Here is a 20,498-nt window from a genome sequence, read left to right as displayed (position 1 = left end):
TCGTTCAAGCCTTCGGTCTGTGCCGGGGATTCCCGTGGGAAGAGCCCAGCATCTGTTTCCGTCTTCTCTTTTCCCGCTCATTGCTCCCAAAGCCCCGGATAAAGCCCCAAAGGCCCCGGAGGGTATGGCCATTGACCACTTGGAGCAGGGAACGGGCCATGGGGGTACTCACCCAGCCGTTGGACAGCTTGGCCAGTCCCCGAATGGGCAGGCTGGCCACATACAGGCCGTTGACGCTGGGCACGCCTCGCTCCTCCCCCCGGCGGATGGACCGCTGGATGGACCGTCCAACCAGCCGTCCCAGCCAGCCCTTGCTGTCCGGGAGCCGGTAGAGGCTGTCGTTGAGGTCCAGAGGGGCGCTGTGCTCCCAGCCCAGGGGCGGGACCGGACGGCCCAGGAGAGCGGCAAAGGCACAGTCAGGCACCTGCTCCACCTGGGCGGAATAGTAGCAAGCCAGGGCATTGGGATCATAGGAAATGGGCGCGCCAGTGCCCGCCACCTCCAGGCAGGCCGACAGACGGATATCCTCCGCACTGGCCCCCACTTCCAGGGTATACGTCCCGCCCTCCACCTCCCAGCGGTGGTTGCCCACATGAAAGTAGCGAAAGGCCTTATCGTCCAGGGGGATGACGCACGCCCGGCTCTCCCCCGGCTGCAAAAACACCTTGGAAAATCCCTTCAGCTCTCGCCGGGGCCGGAACAGGCGGGAACCGGGACAGGCGACGTAGAGCTGGGCGATCTCGCTCCCCGCCCGCTCCCCCGTGTTGGTCAGGGTAAAGGACACCTGTTGGGGAGAGACCTTTAGCTGTTCATACCGGAAGGTGCTATAGCTCAGGCCAAAGCCGAAGGGCCAGCGCACCGGTTTTTCCGCCGTGAGGTAGTAGCGGTAGCCCACAAACAGGGCCTCCCGGTACTGGCTAGTCCGCTCCCGGCCGGGGAAATAGGAGCGGTTGGGCACGTCCTGGTAGGAAAAGGGGTAGGTCTCCGCCAGCTTCCCCGAGGGGTTTACCCGACCGGTGAGCAGATCGGCTACCGCACCCGCTCCCGCCTGGCCGCCCAGGTAGCTGTGGAGGATGGCCCCGCACCGGTCCGCCCAGGGCACCTCCACCGGCGCTCCTCCGGCCAGCACCGCCACCACCGGGGTACCCGATTGGGCCGCGATCTCCACCAGCTCCCCCTGCCAGGAGGGCAGCTCCATGTGGGAGCGGTCCATCCCCTCGCTCTCCATCCAGTCGGGCAGGCCCAGGTAGAGGAGCACCACCTCCGCCCGGCGGGCCAGGGCGGCGGCCTCCTCCCGCCAATGTCCGCCCCCGCCGGTACACAGGGCGTGGCCCACCACCTCCAGACCCGCTTGGGTCAAGCAGTCCAGGGGCAGGTCCAGCTTGGTATGGCAGACCAGAGAGGATCCAGCCCCCTGGAACCGGGGGCGCTGGGTAAACTCGCCCAGCACCGCCACCCGCTTCCCCGGAGCAAGGGGCAGCAGCCCCCCTTCATTTTTCAGCAGCACCCCGCTCTGGGCAGCGGCCTGCCGGGCCAGAGCGTGGTGGCCCTCCCAATCCACACAGGTCTGCCTCCGCTCCGGAGGAATTTGGGTAGACAGAACCACCGTCAACAGCTGGTCTACCCGCCGGTCCACTTCCTCCTCGGTCAGCTCCCCCGCCGCCAGGGCGGCAAACACCTCCCGGTCGCTGTCGCCATAGGTGCCCGGCATCTCCAGGTTGCCCCCCGCCCGGAGGGCGGCGCTCTGCCGGTTGCAGCCCCCCCAGTCGCTAACCACCATCCCGGAAAATCCCCACTCCCGCCGGAGGACTTGGGTGAGCAGATAGGGGTTTTCATGGGCATAGGTACCGTTGACCCGGTTATAGGAGGACATTACCGCCAGAGGCTTTCCCTCCCGGACGGCAATCTCAAAATTGGTCAGATACAGCTCCCGCAGGGTCCGCTCGTCCACCACGCTGTCACTGGTCATCCGCAGCAGCTCCTGGGAGTTGGCCGCCAGATGCTTGGGGCAGGCGGCAATGCCGTTTTCCTGCACCCCCCGGATCAAAGCGGCGGCTAGCTTCCCCGACAGATAGGGGTCCTCGGAGAAATACTCAAAATTCCGGCCGCCCAGGGGATTGCGCTTGGTGTTCAGCCCCGGCCCCAACAGCACGTTGACCCCCTGGGCCACGGCCTCCTCCCCGATAGCCCGGCCGCAGGCTTCCAGCAGCTGTTCATCCCAGCTGTTGGCCAGGGCAGCGGCGGTGGGAAAGCAGGTGGCTGGCTCACTTTTGTGTAGACCCAGGTGGTCCCCCCGTCCGGTCTGGCGGCGCACCCCGTGGGGACCGTCGGACAAAAGCATCCCCGGCACCCCCGCCTGGGGAAAGGCGTGGGTATGCCACACATCCCGGCCGGAGAGAAGGGCGACCTTCTGCTCCAGGGTGAGACGGCGGAGGATTTCCGGATGGTTCATGGGCTTGCTCCCTTCCGCTTGATTTGGCCATTGTGGTTGGCACCAAGTTGATATCCCTTGTTTTTGTTACTATATCAAAAATATGCCCAGGGGTAAAGAGGGGAAAACCCGGGGGGATAACAAAGGGAGCGCCCATCTGTTAGGCGCTCCCTTATCCTTAATTTGGTTTCCCACGATGCAAGCTGCCGGGCCGGAATGACTACGGCAACCTTCCAGGAGGGGACTATGCTCAGCCCATGGAGATTCCCATTCGCCGGGCTACCTCCAGCATGCCATGCCCTTCCGGGACCAGCCGGCTCTTACCCGCTATGTCCTCCAGCTTGTTTTCTCCCACGTGGTTATTTTTCATGGCCACGGTAATGCCATAGTTCTCGTCCGACACCATTTTGGCCGCGTAGGAGCCAAACTGTGTGGCCAACACCCGGTCGTAGGGCGAGGGGCTCCCGCCCCGCTGCATATGGCCCGGGACGCACACACGGGTCTCAATACCCGTAATGCGTTCTATGTCCTTCGCAATGCGGTTGGTGGCAGTGGTATACCCCTCCTCGGCCCGCTTGGCCATGCGTTCCTTTCTCTTCATCCGGGCCTCTTTGGCATCCATCGCGCCCTCTGCCACCGCCAGGATGGAGAAGGATTTTCCCTGGGACGCCCGCTTTTCAATGGCCGCACACACATTCTCAATGGTATAGGGCAGCTCGGGGATGAGAATGATGTCCGCTCCCCCGGCGATGCCTGCGTACAGCGTCAGCCATCCGGCCTTATTGCCCATCAGCTCCACCACCATGCAACGGCTGTGGCTGCCGGCGGTGGTGTGGACCCGGTCAATGGCCTCGGTGGCGATATCCACCGCCGAATGGAAGCCGAAGGTCACATCCGTGCCGTAGATGTCGTTGTCAATGGTCTTGGGCAGGCCAATGATATTCAAGCCTTCCTGGGACAACAGGTTGGCGGTTTTATGGGTGCCGTTCCCCCCCAGGCAGAGCAGACAGTCCAGGCGCATCTCCTTATAGTTTTTCTTCATGGCCTCCACCTTGTCCACGCCGCCCTCTTCCACCCGCATCAGCTTAAAAGGGGTACGCTTGGTGCCCAATATGGTGCCGCCCACAGTCAAGATGCCGGAAAATTCGTCCCGGCGCATGACCCGCCACTCTCCGCTGATCAGGCCGGAGTAGCCGTTGGAGATGCCGATGATCTCCACATTCTCTCCCATCCGCTGATATAGGGCCTTGGCCACCCCGCGGATGGTGGCGTTCAGCCCCGGGCAGTCGCCCCCAGAGGTCAATATTCCCACACGCTTTTTCATGACGATCGCTCCTTCCTCTTACAACAAGTCAAAATTGCTACTTCAAGAGTAAGGATTCCCTCCCTCCTTGTCAATCCTTTTTTATCCCGGAATTGCCTTCGGCTCCATTCCGTACTACAATAATAGAAAGCCCTTGAAACCCACTGACCATAAAATTTTTCCAATCTGAATGGATGGGCGGTTCTGAATCGTATCATAAGTGAAGCCCACTATCCTCGGCTACCTGGAGCAGGATGAGGTGCTCTCCCTGTCTGTGGTGGGCAGCGACCCTGTCCAGTCCCAGGAGCTGCTGGCCACTCTGGAGTCCTGCACCGCAGGCCGCTCCAACACCTACTGCTGCGCCGTACCCATGGAGGAGGTATCCCAAGCCCACAGCGTGGGCCTCTCCTACGGGAAATATCGTCTCTACCTCTTGGCCCAGGAGCTGGACCCCAGTCTCACACCTGAACAGGTGCAGGAGATGACCATGCGGGAGCTGCGGGACTGGCTGTCAGCCCACTCCTCCGGCCGTGATCCATGGACGGGCATCGGGCAGGGGGGCGGCTCCGGCAACCAGCATGGCCCATCCCAAGGCTCAGGCGGTGGTTGGGGCAGCGGCCAGGGCAACGGCTGGCAGGGCGGCCACCACCAGAACACTCAATAACCGAAAACAAAACCAGGACCGGCACCCCATCTGGAGGCGCTGGTCCTGGTTTTCATTTGTCAGATAAAATGGAATCCATCCAAATCAAAAGTTTCTGGGTCCTAGGCTGGACATCATGTAATTGGCCAGCGTGGTGATATCATAGACCGGACGGCCTACTGCTGCGGACACCGCGTCGGCATAGGGAGGCATATTGGTACACTCAAACACAATTGCCCCCACTTCCGGATGCTCCTTCACCATGCGTTGGGCCACATCCACCATATTTTGGCGGGCCAACTCCACATCCAGGTCGGTGGTATCTTCCACAAAGATATGGTGGAAGTGAGTCCCTTCCATCCCGTATACCACCTTGGGAATGTCCTCGATCCCCACTCCCCGGAAGTGGCGGTGGTCCAGATTTCGGCTATCCGCGGTCATAATCCCCACACACTGCCCCTCAGGCAGCTCCCGGCCCACAAGTCCCACTTGCAGCAGGGAGGAGGCAAACACAGGTATGTGCACCCGCGCCGCCAGTTCCTTCTGGAACATGGCCAAAAAGCCGCAGCTGGTGGTAATGGCGCTCACACCCTCCGCCTGAAGCTGCTCCGCCGCCTGGAGAAAGGGCTCCAGCAGGGAGGTGTCTCCCTCCAGCACCACACGCCTGGTGTAGGCGTTTTTTACCATGTGCTTCCGCACGGGGAAGGAAAAGGTCTCAGCATTGCCCACATCCCCCGGGATGCGGGGGAACTGAGTGTCCAACATTAAAATACCCAATTCACCTTGCGTTCCCATGGCTACTGCACACATGCCTCCTTTTTCGTCATATGTAAAGGAAGACCATGCCCACAATAGCTAGGGAAATACTCATGGGCATACAATAGAGCATAGCCTTTACCGGGTCCACCTTCCGGCTGTACATGGAGCCAATCATACCGCAGACCACAAAGGTGGTCAGGTCGGCCGGGGGCATTCCCTGGCCACCGGCGGCCAGATGAGCGCCCGCCACAGCGGCGAACACAGGGGTTACGCCCGCAGCCAACAGGGACGGGCCAAAGAAGGAGAATACCACGTTCTGGGTGGTGGACTGGGAACCGGTAAGCATACCCATCAGCAGCATAGCCGCCGCGCCACCGATCTTCAACACATTGGGATCCAGGTTCTGGGTGAACTGAGACACTGCGTCAATGGAACCGGCATAGTAGAAGCTGCCCAACATGAAGGAACAGCACACCTGGAGAATCAGAGTCGTGGATACCTTGGACAAGCCTTCCTTAAAGATGACCCCCGCATTCTGGCGTACCTCCTTAAAGAAGAAGGTAATGGCAATCGCGCAGAAGATGGACAGCACAATTCCGTTTGTCAGGCCGTTCAAGATTGTGATTCCCGCCAGCCAGTCATACAGGGAAACCACTTCACCGCCCACGGTAAGGAATGTAATGCTCTTGAGGATGGTGGGGCCCAGATCCACCGACAGGCCGGGGATATTGACGGTACGCAGCAATACCACAAGGATCAAAAAGCAAACGGGAATCAAGGACTTCCAATTTTGTTTTAAAATCTCCCCCGCCGGTTTGTCCATGTGTTTAATCTGCACCATACCGTTGGCGCCCGCCACATTTTCTTTCTTGACGAGAAACAGCATGCTGTATATGGCGACAACTACAAATACACAGCCTACCGTAACATAACCGATCGTAATAACCGGGTCAGGATCCGTATTCACCAGAGTGGAGGACAGGGCCAGGGCCTGGGTCATGGGGGGCATAATGGAACCAGTGGCAGCGCCCATGACAATAATGGCAGCGATTTTTTCAAAGGAGAGATTCATGGAGACCAAGATACCGATGGTCAGCATGCCGATTACTGTGGAGGCGGCAATAGCGTCTCCCAACAGGGAACCGGAAATCAGCAGGGCAAACAAAATGCAGAACACCAGGATCCTGGGACGGTGGCTAAACTTTGCCGTCATCGCGCCAATGATGGTGTCCATCGTCCCGATACGTACGGATATCTCGGCAAAAAGCGCTCCGGCAATGGACAGCGCCATAATCCAGCCCATGCGGTTCAAACCGTCTACAAACGCATATACCCAGTCCGCCGGATTGAAAAATCCTCCCAGCAGCATGGTAACCGCGCCGGTCAGCAGCAGGGCAATATTGATCTTCCCGCCGATGCCAGGGATCTTTTTGCACAAAGTGACCGCCAGCAACAGGGCGATGGCTACTACAACTTTCAGCATAGTTTTCCCTCCCATTCACATATTCACTTGTTCTTAAGCTCAACGGGCCGGGTGTAGATCAGCGCTTGCGCGGGGCCCCGCACCCGGCCGCTGCTGTAATTAACCCTCCTCCGTCAGGAAACGGTTGGGGCTGAAGTCGGAGATGTCGTAGGAGCACTTGCCGTAGACAATCAGCTCCGCCATCAGCTTGCCGGTTATGGGAGACAGGGCAATACCGTCGCCCTCATGGCCGGCCGCCATATAGAAGCCCGGCAGGGTCTTTACCTCACCCATCAGGGACAGGCCGTCCGGGGTATAGGGCCGGAAGCCAGAGAAGAAACGGATCACGCTCACGTCCTTCAGGGCGGGGAAGAACCGCACCGCCCGCTGCATCATGGCCTCAATGCCTTCGAAGGTGTTCTCGCCCTCGTAGTCCACAAACTCACGGGTGCCGCCAATGATCAGACCGCCATTCTCCGTCTGCTCAATGCTCAGGGAGGCGCCCAGCTTCAGCACCGTCTGGTCCTTGATGGTCTCAGGACGGAATTTGATCACATTGTACCGGGCACACTGGACGGTGGCCTTGAGATAGGGGCCGATGGGCTCCGTGACCGCCAGCTGACCCTTTCTGGGCTTGATGGGCAGATCCAGGCCGGCCAGCTTGGCCACCTTCCCCGCCCAGGAGCCGCAGGCGTTGACCACCGCGTCCGCCCGGAACTCGCCCTTAGAGGTCATAACACCCTTACACCGGCCGTCCTCAATGATAAAGCCGGTGACTTCGGTATTGGTCATGATCTCCGCGCCCAGCTTCTTGGCCGCGCGGGCATAGGCTACCGTCAGATTCAGCGGGTTCACCTTTCCGCTGGTGGGAGAATACAACGCGCCATAAATATCCTTGCTCAGGTTGGGCTCAATGGCACAGGCCTCCTCGGCGGAGATCATTCGGATGTCCACGCCGCTCTTGCGCTGCTCCTCCACCATAGCCGAGAGCATATCCCACTGTTCCTTGTCCTCCACCGGCTGCAGACCGCCAGCATTTAGTTCGTACTCCACATCCATGCCCAGCTCCTGGCCCAGGGTCTTGAACATCTCAATGGATTGTACGGCCAGATCCAGCTGCACGCCGGGCTTCTTGGTATGATAACCCACCACGCCGTCGGTGGCACCGGCAGAGCCGCTGGCCACGTCGGTCCGTTCGATCACCAGCACCTTCTTCTCCAGCTTGGACAGCTGCCAAGCTACGGAACAGCCAATGATACCGCCGCCTACTACAATTACATCATACATCCTCAGACCCTCCAAACGCCCCGAGTTTTACCGGCCGCGCCGGCATACGGCTCTTCTGGGGAAGTACATCCGCGGGGGCCTGGCCCGTCTCCCGGGCCACAATATTTTGCACCAATCTGCCGCAGGTCTTGCCCTGGCACAGGCCCATGCAGGCCCGGGTACGCCGCTTCACGCCGTCCACGCTGGTCGCTCCGTCTGCGATGGCCTCCAGGATCTCCCCCTGGGTGACCTCCTGGCACCGGCAGATAATCAGTTCATCCTTCTCACTCATGGTGTTTCGTCCCCCTTCTTAGCCCACGTCCCGAGGCAGCCGCTTCATGCTGCGTACCTGGTCCACATATTCCACCGGCACCTTCAGCCGCACCACAGCCGTTCCGCCGTAGTTCTTGGCCTTGGTCACCGCCATCACAGTTCCCTTGCACACAAACTGGCCGTCCCGGCCCACAGCGTCCACCTCGTCCCCCTTCTGGGGCAGGGGCAGATACTCAAAGGGGAAGTCCACCGTCCCCTGGCCGCCGTCCAGAGATTTATCCACCACAAAAATAGCCAGACCGGGGCAGTTGGCCACACACAGGCCGCAGCCCGTACACTTGCTCTCGTCCAGATGGGGCAGATTGGTGATCTGATCCCCAACGGTAATGGCGTGGAAGGGACAGATACCCTCACAGGGGTTGCAGGGGATCTCCTGCACGCACTCCACGCAGGCCACGCGGCCCTTCTTCATCCGCTCCTCGCTGGGTCTGCCCGGGCAGTTCGCCAGCTCCTCGGCGGAAGGAATTCCTGTATACTTTACGCCTTCCATCTTACACGGCCCCACCTTTCTTCAGCTGATACTCCTCCATGCTCTTGAGCTGAGAGAGCTTCGCCGTGCGGCGCTTCTCTCCAAACATACCGGAACGCAGGATATCCAACCGGGCACGGATTTCTCCCTTCTTGGCTTCCGCCTCCTCCTGGGTCAGCAGGCCCAGCGCCTGGGCCGCGGAAACACCCGCCAGGTTGCCCTCCTCCATGGCCGAGGAGGCCTCCTCTACGCCCGTCACGTCGCCCGCCACATACAGGCCAGGCACCGTGGTCTCCATATTCTCGTCATGAAGGGGGACATGTCCGCCAAAGGCGGGGATGAAGCAGAACTCGCAGCCCGCCATCCAGATCAGTTCCGTCATGGGATTCAGACCAACTGCCAAGCACACCGTATCCACATCAAATACCTGCTCCGTGCCGGGAACGGGCTGGAACTTGCTGTCCACCTGGACGATCTCCACCTGCTCCACCTGGTCCTTGCCCCGGATCTCTTTGATGGTATGGCTGACATAGACGGGAACGCCCGCCCGGCGGATCTTGCCGGCGTGGACGCCGTAGCCGCCAATGTTGGGGGCCGCTTCCACCAGGGCCACCACCTCGGCGCCCGCCTGCATCAGCTGGTAGGAGACGATCAGGCCCACGTTGCCCGAGCCCAGCATCAAAACCCGCTGGCCGGGGAGCACACGGTTGACATTGATCATGGTCTGTGCCGCGCCGGCGCCCATCACGCCCGGGAGAGTGCTGCCGGGGAAGGCTAAGTAGTTCTCTTTGGCTCCGGTGGCTACAATAACCTTCTTGGCCTTGACCACCCAGTGCTGGCCCTCATGGATCACGCCCAGAGCGCAGTCCTTCTGCATACCGTAGACCAGCGTGTCCAGCCACACCTCAGCGCCGCTCTCCTGCACCCGGTCCAGCAGATGCTGGCCAATCACAAAGCCGCGGGTCCCTGCCTGATGGGCCCGGGAACCAAAGAACTTGTGGATCTGCTTAAACAGCTGTCCACCGGGACGGTGGTTCTCATCCAGCACCAGCACCTTGGCCCCAGCAGAGGCCGCCTGATAGGCCGCACTCAGGCCAGCCGAGCCGGCGCCGACGACAGCTACGTCCACTTCCTTAATCTTCACTTGTCTTCCCCCTTCTTCTCCTCAAAGGACCCCAGTCCCTCCTGGGTCTTTACCTGCATTCCATCCCGAACAATGGTGACACAGGTGCGTGTATTGGGAACCCCGTCCACAATCATCATGCAGTCGGTGCACCGGCCGATCGCGCAGAAAATTCCCCGCTTTTCCTTCCTCTTCTGAGTGGTGCGGAAGGAGCGTATTCCTGCGTTCATCAGTGCCGACGCAACGGGCTCCCCCTCCAACGCCTCAATGGGTTGGCCATCACAGTAGATGGTCACCTTTTTTGAGGTGTCCAGCTCGTCCAGTATGGGATGCTCTACAATTCTCATTACCGTTTACACTCCCTGCTTTCAAATAATATACATAGACGTATGCGAAACACACGTCTTTGTTCTCTGCTCAGTCCGCCTGCAAGAAACAAAAAGGGCGCACTTTCAAAGTCAAAGTGCGCCCTCGCAATTCGTCACGTCATCGCCGCGATTTCTTGCAAAAGCAACGCGGTAACTTTGCCGAACTAAACTCATAAAGCATCGTACCACAACCAGCTTTTCCTGTCAAGATGTCAAAACCAGTCGAGATAAAATTTTATTTTTTGTTTATAATTGACTATTTCCTGTCGAGAACGGTCTTTATTGTCCTTTTTTATCCTTTATCGATCGTTTTTTCCTTCTATGAATGACCATTTTTTCTAAAAAATTCTTTCCTAAAGCCTGTCCCTTTCCAGTTGTTTTGTCCACTTGTTGAAACAGCTATAGAGCACAGACAGAACAGATTCTTTCTTATCCTATGCTGGTCTTCTTCAAAAAAGTACAAATGGGTTCTTCATTTTTTTAAGGATTCTACACGGCGAGTACTGAATATATATACAGTGGGTCTGCATCGAAACGGTAGCTTCCGTTGCAGGCTCTTTTTCCTTCCATACCTAGGCTTCATGGGGCCACGCTGCCCTCTTTGTCAGTCCCTCTCCTCTGGCCCACACGAAGCCCGGTACGGTTCCGAATGCTTACTCAGCCCTCCATATGCCGCAGTTGCAGCAGTGCTCCCTGGTGAGAGGGATCAATCTCCAGCGTGCGCCGGAAGCTCTCGCGCGCCCGATCCAGTTCGCCCAGACCCAGGCAGCCCAGGCCAATGAGGAAGTGGCAGTGTCCCTGATTGCGCACCGTTAAATCCTCCTGGAACAGCAGCAGGTCGGGCAGAGACACGGCAAAGTAATCAAAGCTCACCACATCAAACAGATGGGCCTCCCCGTAGTCCACCAGCTTGTGGAACCGGGCCCGGGCCGCCTGTTCCTCCCCCAGGGCGCGGTGGGCCAGACCCTGGCACAGGATCATGTCAGCCGGCTGGTCATAATAATACATCATTCCTGCCGGCTCCCCTGTGCCCACACTGGCCTTTTGGAAGAAGGCTCGCGCCTGCTCCTCCTGTCCCAGTTGGCGGGAAGCCACACCCAGAGCATAGTAGATGTCGTTGTCCTTGGCCCCCTCCAGCTTGCCCTCGCCCAAATTTTCCGGGAAGACCAGAGCCTGCCGCAGCAGCTGGCTGGCCTGCTCCGGCCGGCCCTGCTTCAGCTCCTCCAGCGCCATCCGAGTCAGGGAGACGGCGTACTGCTTGGTGATTTTTCCCTCGCCCCCCTCCCAGGGATGGAACTTCCGACCCATGGTCAGCTCATGGGCCTGGGCATACCGGCCCACCAGGTTTAACAGGGTGATGTACTCCACAAACAGGTCGTCCCGCTTGGGGAAGGTCTGGGGGTACTGCTCCAAATGCTCCAACCGCTGCTGGGGCGCCATGCCCAGCTTTTTATAGAGCTGGTCCAGCTCCAACAGCACCCGGCCGTCCTCCGGCCGCTGCTCCATGGCCCACTCCAGCACCCGCTGGTCCTCCAGACGGTTGGGGAAGCAGCAATAGGGGTCCGCCTGGGCCGCCAGCTCCATCTGTTGCCCGGCCTTCTCTTCCTCCCCGCTGCGCCAGGCGCACAGGGCGCGGTAGTAATAGAGCATGGGGCTGCTGCCCGGACACAGGTCCAGATACCGTCCCGCCAGACGGGCAAAGCCGCCGTCCAGCAGGTCGATGGCGCCCTCCACAAAGCTGCTCACCCGGCTGCCCATCAGCTGCAACAGCTGCTGGTGTCCGCAGTCCTCCAGCTCCTCCAGCAGGAACCGAGAGACATAGTCAAAGGGGTCCTGCTCCAGCTGGGAGGCCAGCCACTTCCGGGCCTCCTCCGGGCGATTCTCTTTGGCAAGGATCAACCCCTTCAGGGCAATGGCCTTCAGATTCCGCCCATTTTTCACCAACGAGCGCTCCACGTGGGCCAGAGCCAGGTCCCACTCCCCTCCCCGGCAGGCGATGGCGGCCAGATAGTAGAAGGACATCTCCTGCTGGGCCGCCGTCCAGGTGGCCTTGAAGAAGGCGTCATAAGTCTCGTCCTCCTTCCCCTGATACCACAGGGCCAACCCCAGGTTGTAGTAGGACTCACTGTCGTAGGGGTTGGGGTTCTTCCAGGTCAGGCGCTGGATGGCTGTGCGGAAGTAGCCCTCCGCCCGGGCAAACGGCCCCCGCCGCAGCAGCAACTGGCCGTAGGCATTGTTCAGGCGGATATCGCCCTTAGCCGACGGCCATGACACAGCAGGAAATTTATGCTATACTGGACTAAAGGGGGTTTGGACATGAACGTACACGAAACGGGCGTGCTGGATGCGTCCAACATCAATTTTCACAACCCCAGCGAGCTGGCCCAGCGGCTTTACTTTTTCCCCTTATGTACCGGCCACTACTACTGTACCGAGCGCTACCTGGTCCAGCGGCAGCAGTACGACAGCTATCTGTTTTTATACGTGAAGCGGGGCAGCGGGTTTGCCACCGTGGGCCACAAGCGGGTCAAGCTGGCCCAGGGCTCTCTGGCCCTGGTGGACTGCTATGCCCCCCACACCTACGGCACCGGCACCGGCTGGGAGATCCTGTGGCTGCACTATGACGGCGTGCTGGCCAAGGAGTACTTCCGGCTCATTTCCCAGGGAAAAAACGCCGTCTGCTGCACCTCCGCCAACCCCTACGGCACCCAGCAGCATCTGGAGAAGATTTACCGCATGTACCACGAGGAGAACAAGGCCAGTGAGCCTTTGATCAACCAGCACATCGTAGGCATGCTCACCGAGCTGCTCACCCACGCCCCCACCTCCCGGGAGATGGACGCGGAAAATATCTGTAGCTCCCTATGCGCCTACATCACTGAGCACATGGACCAACCCCTGTCCCTGGAACAGATGGCCCGCCAGGCCTCCCTGAGCCCCTACTACTTCTCCCGGCTATTTAAGGAGGAGACGGGGTATACCCCCCATCAGTACCTGGTCATGGTGCGCATCAATGCGGCAAAATACTACTTAAAAAGCACCAATCTCTCCATTAAGCAGATCACCCAGCGCTGCGGCTTCTCCAGCCAGAGCAATTTCTGCGCTGTGTTCCGGCGCTTTACCGGAGAAACCCCCGGCGTTTACCGGGATGACGACAGCGAGGCGCTGTCCACTTGAAGGACGTATTCCCCCAGATCCATCACGTCCAAGGGCAGGTCCCGACTCTCCGTCACATAGAAGGAGGGGGGTGCTCCAGCGCCCGGGGCCACAGCCTCCCCGTGGGGGATGCCCGCAAGCATAACAAAGAAACTCACCTGAGGGTCGTTGTACCGCATCTCCAGCAGGACGAAGTCCTGAGGGGTGACGGTGCCGGCCCTCAGTTTTGCTTCCAGCGCGGGCCGGTCCATCCGGGCGATGGCCAGATAGAGGGGACGGCGGTCCGGGTCCCCTGCCATCCAGAACTCCTCGTTATCCGGGTGGGTGCCGAAGGCGGCAAAGGCCTCCCGGTTCACCGTGACGGTAATGAGCTTATGGGGGCCGTAGCCCTCCTTGGGCTCATACAGGTCCTGGCCCAGGGTCTCCCCTGGTGCGGCATCCAGATCGTCCCGTCCGGGGGCCAGACGGCGGATCAGTCCCTCCGCCTCCAGCTGTTCCATCAGCTGGGGGGTCATGGGTTGCGGCTTCAGATACAGCGGAGTGCTCATTCTGGTTTCCTCCTTATATGAAACAGTTTGGTCCGGTTTTGCAGGATGATGACCACCAGCAGGATGATGCCCATGATAATGTTCTGCCAGTAGGAGTTGACGTTGCCCTGCAGGTTAATGATGTTTTTGATAAAGCCGATGATCAACACACCCCACACGGTGCGCCACACGCCGCCTACCATCTTGTCCTTTTCTCCGCTGCTGGATCCGCTGGAGCTGGACTGAGACGTGCCACCCGAAGAAGTGCTTCCCGTGGGGGGCTGGGTGGAGCAAGAGGCGCAGACCGCCAGCAGAGCCGCAGCGGTCAGCAGAGCAAATAGTTTCCGTTTCATACCAATTACCTCCAAATAAATTTTTCAAATCACGCAGGCACCTTCCGGCCTTGCGTTTTGAACAAAAAATAGAGAATCCTTCTTTTTAAAACTGGTTTATTTGTCCGTCCTGGTTTCATTCTACCGATACACGCCAGAAAGGCAACTCTCTTTTCTTTTTAGAGCAATTTTTTAATATAGATAGGCAAGTTAGAGACAAGAGAGTCGGTACTTCCGCTGTCGCCTTACGAAAAATATCGGTATTTTTTGTTTATTTTAACTATAATTTTTGCCTTTTTCCCTGTTTTTCAGTTTTATCTATAAATGGTAGAAAAGCAAGAAATTTAAAAATGCCCACTGGGAGACGTGTCTCCCGGTGGGCATAGGTGTTCCTTATAAAATATTAGGGGCAATTCTCCGCTTAATTTGGTCCCGGTAGACCAGATTAACCATCAGGTAAAACAGAGTACGGCCGGGGTGGCGGAGGAAGCGGCGATGAAAGATGGTCCGCCTCAGAATGGCCGGAATGGTGTAGAGCTTTTCATAGACCATCCAATAGCACTCCGTCACCTCCGCTGCGTTTAGGTTGGGGGTGTCCAGCACAGAGACAGAGGGCTTGTACTGAAAATAGTCGTAGTCCGTGATTTTCCCAGCCGCCTTCATCTCCTCGTGGAGGTCTGTCCCAGGAATGGGGGTGAGGCAGTAGAATTTGGGGGCCACAATGTCGGTGTGCTTGATAAAGTCCACCGTGGCCAGCAGGCTCTCCCGGGTATCCCCGTCCGCCCCCACAATCATCTCGCTGGCCACCTCGATGCCTGCGTCGCTCACTGTTTTGATGATGCGCACATAGTCCGCCGGATCGCACCAGCTCTTATGGAACTGGTCCAGGTTGGATTTGGTGATGCTCTCCAGCCCGAAGCTGAGGGTATAGCACCCACTGTCCGCCGCCGCCCGGAGCAGCGGCTCATTGTCGGCGATCTGGATGGCGCACTGGCTCATCCACTTCATTTTCAGTGGCTTGATTTGCCGGCACAGCTCCAGCATATAGTCCGGGTCGGCCACAATGTTGTCATCGATGAGCAAAAATTTCCGGAAACCCAGGCTCTTCACATATCGGATGTCCCGAATGACCTCCGGGATGGGCCGTTTCAGGTATTTTCCCCGGTAGATGCAGTGGATGGAGCAGAATTTACAGGTGTTGGGACACCCCCGTCCCGCCTGCACCGGCAAAAAATCCCCGATGGACTTATTGACCACCAGATCATATCGGGGCAGGGGCAGCTCCAGCTTCGTGATGGGCCGGTTATAAATTGGTTTCAGCTCCCCCCGCTCCAGGTCGTGGCACAGCTCCACAATGGACTCCTCCGAGTCCCCAATCATCACGCTGTCGCAGTACTGCTGCGCCAGTTCGGGCACCAGGCTGACCATGGGCCCGCCCATGTAGACGATCTTCCCCCGCTTTTTAAACTCCAGGGCGATGTCCTTGCCCCGGTTGGCCGCGTGGCCCATGCCCCCGATGCCAATGACGTCGGCGTCGGTGTCGTAGGGGATGTCTTCAATGGTCTCAATACAGATCTCCGCCGTCCACCCTTCGGGCAGCAGGGAGGCCAGCACCGGATAGGCCAGCCCCACAAAATAGAGCTTTTTCTTTTTCACCACCCGGCCCCAGTCATCGTAAATGGAGGGCTGGATGAAGAGGATTTTCTTATTCACGGCACGCCTCCTCTCAGTTTGGACGGATGATCAGCTTGATGTACTGCCAGGTAATGCACACCGCCCCCCGGCGCACCCGGCGGTAGACCGGCAGGCCGTAGCGCTCCCGGATATACCGCCGCCCCTTCCGGGAGGCTGCGGTTTTCCAGTAAGCCCGGAGGATGTGGTAGTAAAAGGCCCGCTTGGACATATGCTCTGGCTCCAAAACGGCGTGGGCCATGTCAAAGAGATGGTAATGGCTCTCGTCTTCCGTAATACGCCCCTTCCACGCCTGGTAGAGGGGGGTCCCCTTGATGGGGGTGATGGGCTGGATATTCACCATGGGGTGGGCAAAGGAGTTGAGGTAAGCGATGAGGGCGTCAAAGTCCTCCCTTTTCCAGTCGTAGCCCACGATGAGGCCGCTGTAGCACTGCACACCGTGCTTCTCCAGGATGCGCACCGCTTTGTTATTGGTCTCCACAGTGGTTCGTTTGTGGTACTCCTCCAGTTCCCCCGCCCGAAAGGACTCCAGTCCCACGAAAAAGGCGTCGAAGCCGTGGCAAGCCAGCAGCTCCACCAGGTCTTCATGCTCTGTGATAAAGTCCGCCCGGCCAAAGGCCAGAAAGGTCTTTTGAATGTTCCGCTCCTCCAGCCCCCGGCAGAAGTCCCGCAGCCGCTGGGGATCGAAGAGGAAGTCGTCGTCCACGATGAATACATTCTCCTCCTGAATCTCCTCCAGTTCGTCCAGCACATCCTCCAGCTCCCGCTGAAAGTAGGGGCCTAGGCGGGTGCAAAAACAGAAGGAGCAGTCGTAGGGGCAGCTGAAGGAGGTTTTCAGCGTGGCGCAGCGGTCGTGGTAGATATAATTGTAGTGGGAGCGGTATTTTGCGGTTTTCCTCCGGTCCGGATGGGGAAAGTGAAAGTGCAGCTGCTTGGGGGCGCGGCCAAGGGCACGCAGCTGCTCCCGGTCTGCGCCCCGTTCTATCCCCGCCATCACCCCCTCCAGGGCGTACATCCCCCCGGTGAGCACCACGTCCAGATAGGGGCTGTCAAAATCTTCGGGAACCACCTCGGCGTGTACTCCCCCCACCAGGGTGACGATGGCGGGGTTATGGTCCTTCACCTGCCGGGCGTACTCCTTCACAACTCCGATGTGGATCTGGTAGGCGGTGAAGGCCACCACCTGGTAGTCCTTACCCCTCAGGGCGACCGAAAAGTTTCGGTCCAGCACCAGGTCCACAATGTCCGCCCGGTGTCCCAACCCCTCCAGCAAGGCGGCGGCGTACTCCAGCTCCAGGGGCTCACAGAGCATAAAGCTGTGCAAATTGATGGAGTCCTTATGGGGACGGGGCTTCACCAGCAGAATGTTCATAGCTTCTCCTTAAACACACGAAACCGGGTTTTCAGGGGCTTGTACTCCAGGAAAGGGGCAAACCGGCGGCAGATCCCATTGACCAGCGGGTTGGAGTGGTGGAGGGCGGCGTAGAGGTAGGTGTAGCCGCACCCCAGCTTCAGCTTGGTGTCGTCCGCCGTCTGGCCGAAGTCGATGGTCCGAAAGCCTTTTCGGAGCCCATAGTCCACGATCTCCAGCAGCATGCGGTGGTAGACGGGGATATGGGCGTTACAGCTGTAGTCCACCCCCACAAACTCAAAAATCAGCTCCTCCCCGTTCTCCAGCAGCTGGACAAATCCCACCGGCTCCCCCCGGTACTCCGCCGCAAACAGGCGGAATTGGCTCCCCTGGAAATAGGCCTTACTCAAGGTCTCGATCTTCACCCGGGAGCGGTCCACCACGTTCCGGTACAGGCGGTAGAGCCGGTCATCGAAGGCGCTGTTCTCCTCCAGATACCGGATGGTCAGTCCGGCACTTTTGTTGAGGATACGCTTATAGTGGTTTCGGTAGCTGCTGCGCATGCTGTTCAGATAGTCCGCAAAGCTGTCCCAGCGGAGGGTGAGGATACACTTGGAGCAGGTGAGACCTACAGCAAAGCCATCCACATCCCCGTCGGGCAGGTTGAGGACCATTTTAAAGCCCTTTATGGTCCGGATTTCCCGGAACACCGCCTCCCGCAGCTCCCCCAGCACCACTCCGCTGCGGGTGACGCACATGGGCAGATAGATGAGGGTAACGGAGATGGGCAGATTCACCGGGGAGAACATGCCCAAATTGTAGCCCCTGCGACGGAAGGCCACAAAATAGGAGTCCAGACGGCCCTCTGCGCCGAAAATCATATGGTAAACCGGGTGGTAATCCTCCTCCGTCTCCTCCACGAAGGCAAGGAAGTCCCGTTTCAGGTAGGGGTTATCCCCGGCCAGGCGGTCCCAGTCCTCGGGCAGGCACCGGGCTTGGGTCTCTCGCTTTGTTTTATAGGTCATAGATCCAGTATACCTCATACTTCCGGTGGGGCTCCCCCAGCAGATGCCGGTTGAGCCGGGTGGATGGGCCGTTGCAGTCCCAGACAAAGTTGGTCTCCAGATACCGGTACCGGTCCCCGGTCACTGCGGCAAATTCCCGCAGCAGGGCAATGGTGGCTCTAGGGGACAGGGAGCCGATGGCGTTGAGCTTGGCGGTGGTGATTTGGTTTCGCCGCACCATCCAAGCCACGCCGATGGAAAGCATGCTGTGCTCCCGCCCTCCCGAGAGCATCTCGTTAAAATCGGGGTGCCAGAAGAGAAAGCCAAGATCCTCCCCCGCCTGATTTTGAGCAAAGAGGAGGTGCTCATCCCGGAGGAAAGGCCGCAGGTCCTTCATCAGGTGGTAGAAGTGCCCCTCCCCAGTGGGGTAATAAAGGTGGGTTTTCCCAATGGTGGCCTCGCACAACATCCGCAGGCGCTCGGTCTCCCGGTAAAATTGTCTCATATCGCTCCGGCACACCCGCACCTGGGACGGGGTCTTGGGCAGCCGTTCCTCCGCCGCTCTCTTCTCCCCCCGGTAGGTGGACAGGGTGTCCTTCCGCAGATTTTGAAAGTAGCCAGCGTACCAGGGCTTGTTATAGAGGCTGTCAAAAGTGTTTTTATGGGAAAATCCCCGGGACAAAATGCCCATTCCGTAACTAATATGGGCATTCAGGCCGATGACCACCTGGGACAGGCCCAGCGCCCGGGCCCGCTGCTTTGCCTCCGTCAGCAGCAGCTCCACCGCCGGCTGTTGTCCTTCCAACGCCTCAAAGCAGGCAACTTGGAGAGCGGGCAGGCCGGGGTGATACAGGTATATGGCCTGGGCCAGCACTCTCCCTCCCTCCTCTACCAGCACCGGCATCACCTGGCAGGACCGGGCAAAGGGGGTGGTCTGTCCCAGCAGCTCCCGCAGCAGGAAGGAGCTGGTACTCACATAGCAGGGATCTCCGGCATAGAGAGCCTGTTGAAAGGCCAGATACCGCCTCCTGCCCCGGGCGTCTGTGATGTTTATCAGCTTCATGACCGCCTCCCCGTGTCTCTCGCTTTTTTAGCCACAGTATACCATAGCAGCCCCAACAGAGACAACCCAGCTTCCTTTTTCCCTTAAACATACACGCACCGGATGATCTCATCCGGTGCGTGTATGTTCTCCCTTATTCTCCCTGTCCGCTTCAGGATTCCTTTACGGAAAAGCGGTAGGTGGTCTGGTGGCGGTAGCCCTCCCCTGCCTTCAGCAGGGCACTGGGGAAATTGGAATGATGGGGGGAATCGGGGAAAAATTGGGTCTCCAGGCAGAAGCCCCAGCGCTTGGCATAGGGCGCGCCCCCCTTTCCCGTCGGACAGCCGTCCAGATAGTTCCCCGAATAAAATTGCAGTCCCGGCATGGTGGTGTAGGTCTCCAGTTGGATTCCCGACTCCTCCGACCAGGCTCTGGCCGCCAGAGCTGGTCCCTCCTCCGCCTGGGACAGCACCCAGTTGTGGTCATAGCCCCCCGCTAGGGTCAGCTGAGGGAAGGGGGCCTCCACATGGGCGCCGATGAGCACCCCGCTGCGCAGGTCCATGGGAGTTCCCTCCACCCTGGCGATCTCCCCGGTGGGGATGGAGCCCCCGTCGGTGGGCGTATAGGAGTCGGCAAAGATCTGCATGAACTGCCCCTCCACTGCGCCGCTTTGATGGCCGTTGAGGTTGAAATAGGCGTGGTTAGTCAGGTTACACAGGGTGTCCCGGCTGCTTTGGGCCCGATAATCCAGGGTTAGCTCCCCGGGAGCCAGGGTGTAGGTCACCCGCACCTCCAGGTCACCGGGGTACCCCTCCTGGCCGTCCGGGCTGAAGAGCCCCAGGGTCAGGCTATTGTTGGTCACCCGTTCCACCCTCCAGACCTGCTTATCAAACCCCTCCGGCCCGCCGTGGAGATGATTTTTTCCGTCGTTGGCCCGCAGGGTATAGGTAGTACCCCCCAGGGAAAATCGGCTGTCCCCGATGCGGTTGGCGTATCGGCCCACCAGAGCCCCCAGGAATTTATCCTGCTTGCGATAGTCCTCCAGCCGGTCGAAGCCCAGCAGCACATCCACCGGCTTTCCCTCCCGGTCGGGAACTACCAGAGAGCGCAGCGCCCCGCCGTAGGTGAGGATGGAACAGGAGGTCTCCCCCTGGCGCAGCACGACTTCCTCCACCGTCTGCCCGTCGGGCATGACCCCAAAGGGGCGGATATTCGTTCCTTCCATAGCAATGCCTCC

General features: G+C 59.2%; 19 protein-coding genes. 2 read left to right on the top strand and 17 right to left on the bottom strand.

Annotation, left to right across the window (positions count from 1 at the left end):
* Positions 1-4: 4 nt before the first annotated feature.
* Together B5E43_RS07865 and B5E43_RS07860 are read right to left on the bottom strand one after the other, a co-directional pair.
* On the bottom strand, positions 5-2,452 hold the full coding sequence (locus tag B5E43_RS07865) for a glycoside hydrolase family 3 protein (RefSeq protein ID WP_087395433.1): 2,448 nt from the start codon (positions 2,450-2,452) through the stop codon (positions 5-7).
* A 229-nt stretch (positions 2,453-2,681) separates the two neighbouring features.
* The gene (locus B5E43_RS07860; protein WP_087395431.1) at positions 2,682-3,755 is read right to left on the bottom strand and encodes an ATP-dependent 6-phosphofructokinase; all 1,074 of its coding nucleotides are present in this window, start codon (positions 3,753-3,755) and stop codon (positions 2,682-2,684) included.
* A 199-nt stretch (positions 3,756-3,954) separates the two neighbouring features.
* On the opposite strand from B5E43_RS07860, the gene B5E43_RS07855 reads away from it, so the two are divergent.
* The gene (locus B5E43_RS07855; RefSeq protein WP_087395428.1) at positions 3,955-4,398 is read left to right on the top strand and encodes a hypothetical protein; all 444 of its coding nucleotides are present in this window, start codon (positions 3,955-3,957) and stop codon (positions 4,396-4,398) included.
* 84 nt (positions 4,399-4,482) lie between these two features.
* Here the strand turns inward: B5E43_RS07855 and B5E43_RS07850 are convergent, their stop codons facing one another.
* The 8 genes from B5E43_RS07850 to B5E43_RS07815 form a co-directional block, all read right to left on the bottom strand.
* Entirely contained in the window at positions 4,483-5,172 is a 690-nt protein-coding gene (locus B5E43_RS07850; protein WP_206406959.1) for an aspartate/glutamate racemase family protein, read from the bottom strand.
* Positions 5,173-5,200: 28 nt separating this feature from the next.
* Positions 5,201-6,619 (bottom strand): hypothetical protein, encoded by a 1,419-nt coding sequence (locus B5E43_RS07845; RefSeq protein ID WP_087395424.1) that lies wholly within the window; start codon positions 6,617-6,619, stop codon positions 5,201-5,203.
* Positions 6,620-6,718: 99 nt separating this feature from the next.
* On the bottom strand, positions 6,719-7,885 hold the full coding sequence (locus B5E43_RS07840) for an FAD-dependent oxidoreductase (protein WP_242964764.1): 1,167 nt from the start codon (positions 7,883-7,885) through the stop codon (positions 6,719-6,721).
* Positions 7,878-8,156, bottom strand: coding sequence for a (2Fe-2S)-binding protein (locus tag B5E43_RS07835; RefSeq protein ID WP_087395587.1), 279 nt, complete (start codon positions 8,154-8,156; stop codon positions 7,878-7,880). The genes B5E43_RS07840 and B5E43_RS07835 overlap by 8 nt, the downstream gene beginning before the upstream one ends.
* Positions 8,157-8,174: 18 nt before the next feature.
* Positions 8,175-8,687, bottom strand: coding sequence for a 4Fe-4S binding protein (locus tag B5E43_RS07830; RefSeq protein ID WP_087395421.1), 513 nt, complete (start codon positions 8,685-8,687; stop codon positions 8,175-8,177).
* Position 8,688: 1 nt separating this feature from the next.
* The gene (locus B5E43_RS07825) at positions 8,689-9,810 is read right to left on the bottom strand and encodes an FAD-dependent oxidoreductase (RefSeq protein ID WP_343214286.1); all 1,122 of its coding nucleotides are present in this window, start codon (positions 9,808-9,810) and stop codon (positions 8,689-8,691) included.
* Positions 9,807-10,136, bottom strand: a complete 330-nt coding sequence (locus B5E43_RS07820) for a (2Fe-2S)-binding protein (RefSeq protein WP_087395418.1) — start codon at positions 10,134-10,136, stop codon at positions 9,807-9,809. The genes B5E43_RS07825 and B5E43_RS07820 overlap by 4 nt, the downstream gene beginning before the upstream one ends.
* A gap of 678 nt (positions 10,137-10,814) precedes the next feature.
* Positions 10,815-12,431: a hypothetical protein gene (locus tag B5E43_RS07815; protein ID WP_143382974.1), complete on the bottom strand. Its 1,617-nt coding sequence runs from the start codon at positions 12,429-12,431 to the stop codon at positions 10,815-10,817.
* Positions 12,432-12,473: 42 nt separating this feature from the next.
* Between B5E43_RS07815 and B5E43_RS07810 the strand changes: the two genes are divergently transcribed.
* On the top strand, positions 12,474-13,334 hold the full coding sequence (locus B5E43_RS07810; protein ID WP_158098995.1) for a helix-turn-helix domain-containing protein: 861 nt from the start codon (positions 12,474-12,476) through the stop codon (positions 13,332-13,334).
* On the opposite strand, the gene B5E43_RS07805 is transcribed toward B5E43_RS07810, so the two are convergent.
* From B5E43_RS07805 to B5E43_RS07775, 7 genes are all read right to left on the bottom strand, one after another.
* On the bottom strand, positions 13,298-13,861 hold the full coding sequence (locus tag B5E43_RS07805) for a hypothetical protein (RefSeq protein WP_087395409.1): 564 nt from the start codon (positions 13,859-13,861) through the stop codon (positions 13,298-13,300). The genes B5E43_RS07810 and B5E43_RS07805 overlap by 37 nt on opposite strands.
* Positions 13,858-14,193 carry a hypothetical protein gene (locus B5E43_RS07800; protein WP_087395406.1) on the bottom strand — a complete coding sequence of 112 codons (336 nt, stop codon included), beginning with the start codon at positions 14,191-14,193 and terminating at the stop codon, positions 13,858-13,860. The genes B5E43_RS07805 and B5E43_RS07800 overlap by 4 nt, the downstream gene beginning before the upstream one ends.
* 372 nt (positions 14,194-14,565) lie before the next feature.
* Entirely contained in the window at positions 14,566-15,885 is a 1,320-nt protein-coding gene (locus B5E43_RS07795; protein ID WP_087395403.1) for a radical SAM protein, read from the bottom strand.
* Between the two features lie 13 nt (positions 15,886-15,898).
* On the bottom strand, positions 15,899-17,236 hold the full coding sequence (locus B5E43_RS07790) for a radical SAM protein (RefSeq protein WP_087395402.1): 1,338 nt from the start codon (positions 17,234-17,236) through the stop codon (positions 15,899-15,901).
* The gene (locus tag B5E43_RS07785) at positions 17,233-18,240 is read right to left on the bottom strand and encodes a GNAT family N-acetyltransferase (RefSeq protein WP_143382973.1); all 1,008 of its coding nucleotides are present in this window, start codon (positions 18,238-18,240) and stop codon (positions 17,233-17,235) included. Before B5E43_RS07785 ends, B5E43_RS07790 begins: the two co-directional genes overlap by 4 nt.
* The gene (locus tag B5E43_RS07780; RefSeq protein WP_087395396.1) at positions 18,230-19,282 is read right to left on the bottom strand and encodes a hypothetical protein; all 1,053 of its coding nucleotides are present in this window, start codon (positions 19,280-19,282) and stop codon (positions 18,230-18,232) included. The genes B5E43_RS07785 and B5E43_RS07780 overlap by 11 nt, the downstream gene beginning before the upstream one ends.
* Before the next feature lie 151 nt (positions 19,283-19,433).
* A complete protein-coding gene (locus B5E43_RS07775) occupies positions 19,434-20,486 on the bottom strand; it encodes an aldose epimerase family protein (protein ID WP_206406958.1) in 1,053 nt (350 codons plus the stop codon).
* Positions 20,487-20,498 lie beyond the last annotated feature (12 nt).

This window comes from Flavonifractor sp. An100, from assembly GCF_002161175.1.
Taxonomy (GTDB): Bacteria; Bacillota; Clostridia; order Oscillospirales; family Oscillospiraceae; genus Lawsonibacter.
Note: the sequence above shows the minus strand (reverse complement) of the source record. Positions and strands in the feature narration are given on the sequence as shown.

Bases quoted from the DNA above. Each gene is read 5' to 3' on its own strand.
- B5E43_RS07775 (WP_206406958.1), bottom strand. From the start codon at position 20,486: ATGGAAGGAACGAATATCCGCCCCTTTGGGGTCATGCCCGACGGGCAG.
- B5E43_RS07840 (WP_242964764.1), bottom strand. From the start codon at position 7,885: ATGTATGATGTAATTGTAGTAGGCGGCGGTATCATTGGCTGTTCCGTA.
- B5E43_RS07820 (WP_087395418.1), bottom strand. From the start codon at position 10,136: ATGAGAATTGTAGAGCATCCCATACTGGACGAGCTGGACACCTCAAAA.
- B5E43_RS07865 (WP_087395433.1), bottom strand. From the start codon at position 2,452: ATGAACCATCCGGAAATCCTCCGCCGTCTCACCCTGGAGCAGAAGGTC.
- B5E43_RS07800 (WP_087395406.1), bottom strand. From the start codon at position 14,193: ATGAAACGGAAACTATTTGCTCTGCTGACCGCTGCGGCTCTGCTGGCG.
- B5E43_RS07835 (WP_087395587.1), bottom strand. From the start codon at position 8,156: ATGAGTGAGAAGGATGAACTGATTATCTGCCGGTGCCAGGAGGTCACC.
- B5E43_RS07790 (WP_087395402.1), bottom strand. From the start codon at position 17,236: ATGAACATTCTGCTGGTGAAGCCCCGTCCCCATAAGGACTCCATCAAT.
- B5E43_RS07860 (WP_087395431.1), bottom strand. From the start codon at position 3,755: ATGAAAAAGCGTGTGGGAATATTGACCTCTGGGGGCGACTGCCCGGGG.
- B5E43_RS07780 (WP_087395396.1), bottom strand. From the start codon at position 19,282: ATGAAGCTGATAAACATCACAGACGCCCGGGGCAGGAGGCGGTATCTG.
- B5E43_RS07805 (WP_087395409.1), bottom strand. From the start codon at position 13,861: ATGAGCACTCCGCTGTATCTGAAGCCGCAACCCATGACCCCCCAGCTG.
- B5E43_RS07845 (WP_087395424.1), bottom strand. From the start codon at position 6,619: ATGCTGAAAGTTGTAGTAGCCATCGCCCTGTTGCTGGCGGTCACTTTG.
- B5E43_RS07785 (WP_143382973.1), bottom strand. From the start codon at position 18,240: ATGACCTATAAAACAAAGCGAGAGACCCAAGCCCGGTGCCTGCCCGAG.
- B5E43_RS07830 (WP_087395421.1), bottom strand. From the start codon at position 8,687: ATGGAAGGCGTAAAGTATACAGGAATTCCTTCCGCCGAGGAGCTGGCG.
- B5E43_RS07850 (WP_206406959.1), bottom strand. From the start codon at position 5,172: ATGGGAACGCAAGGTGAATTGGGTATTTTAATGTTGGACACTCAGTTC.
- B5E43_RS07810 (WP_158098995.1), top strand. From the start codon at position 12,474: ATGAACGTACACGAAACGGGCGTGCTGGATGCGTCCAACATCAATTTT.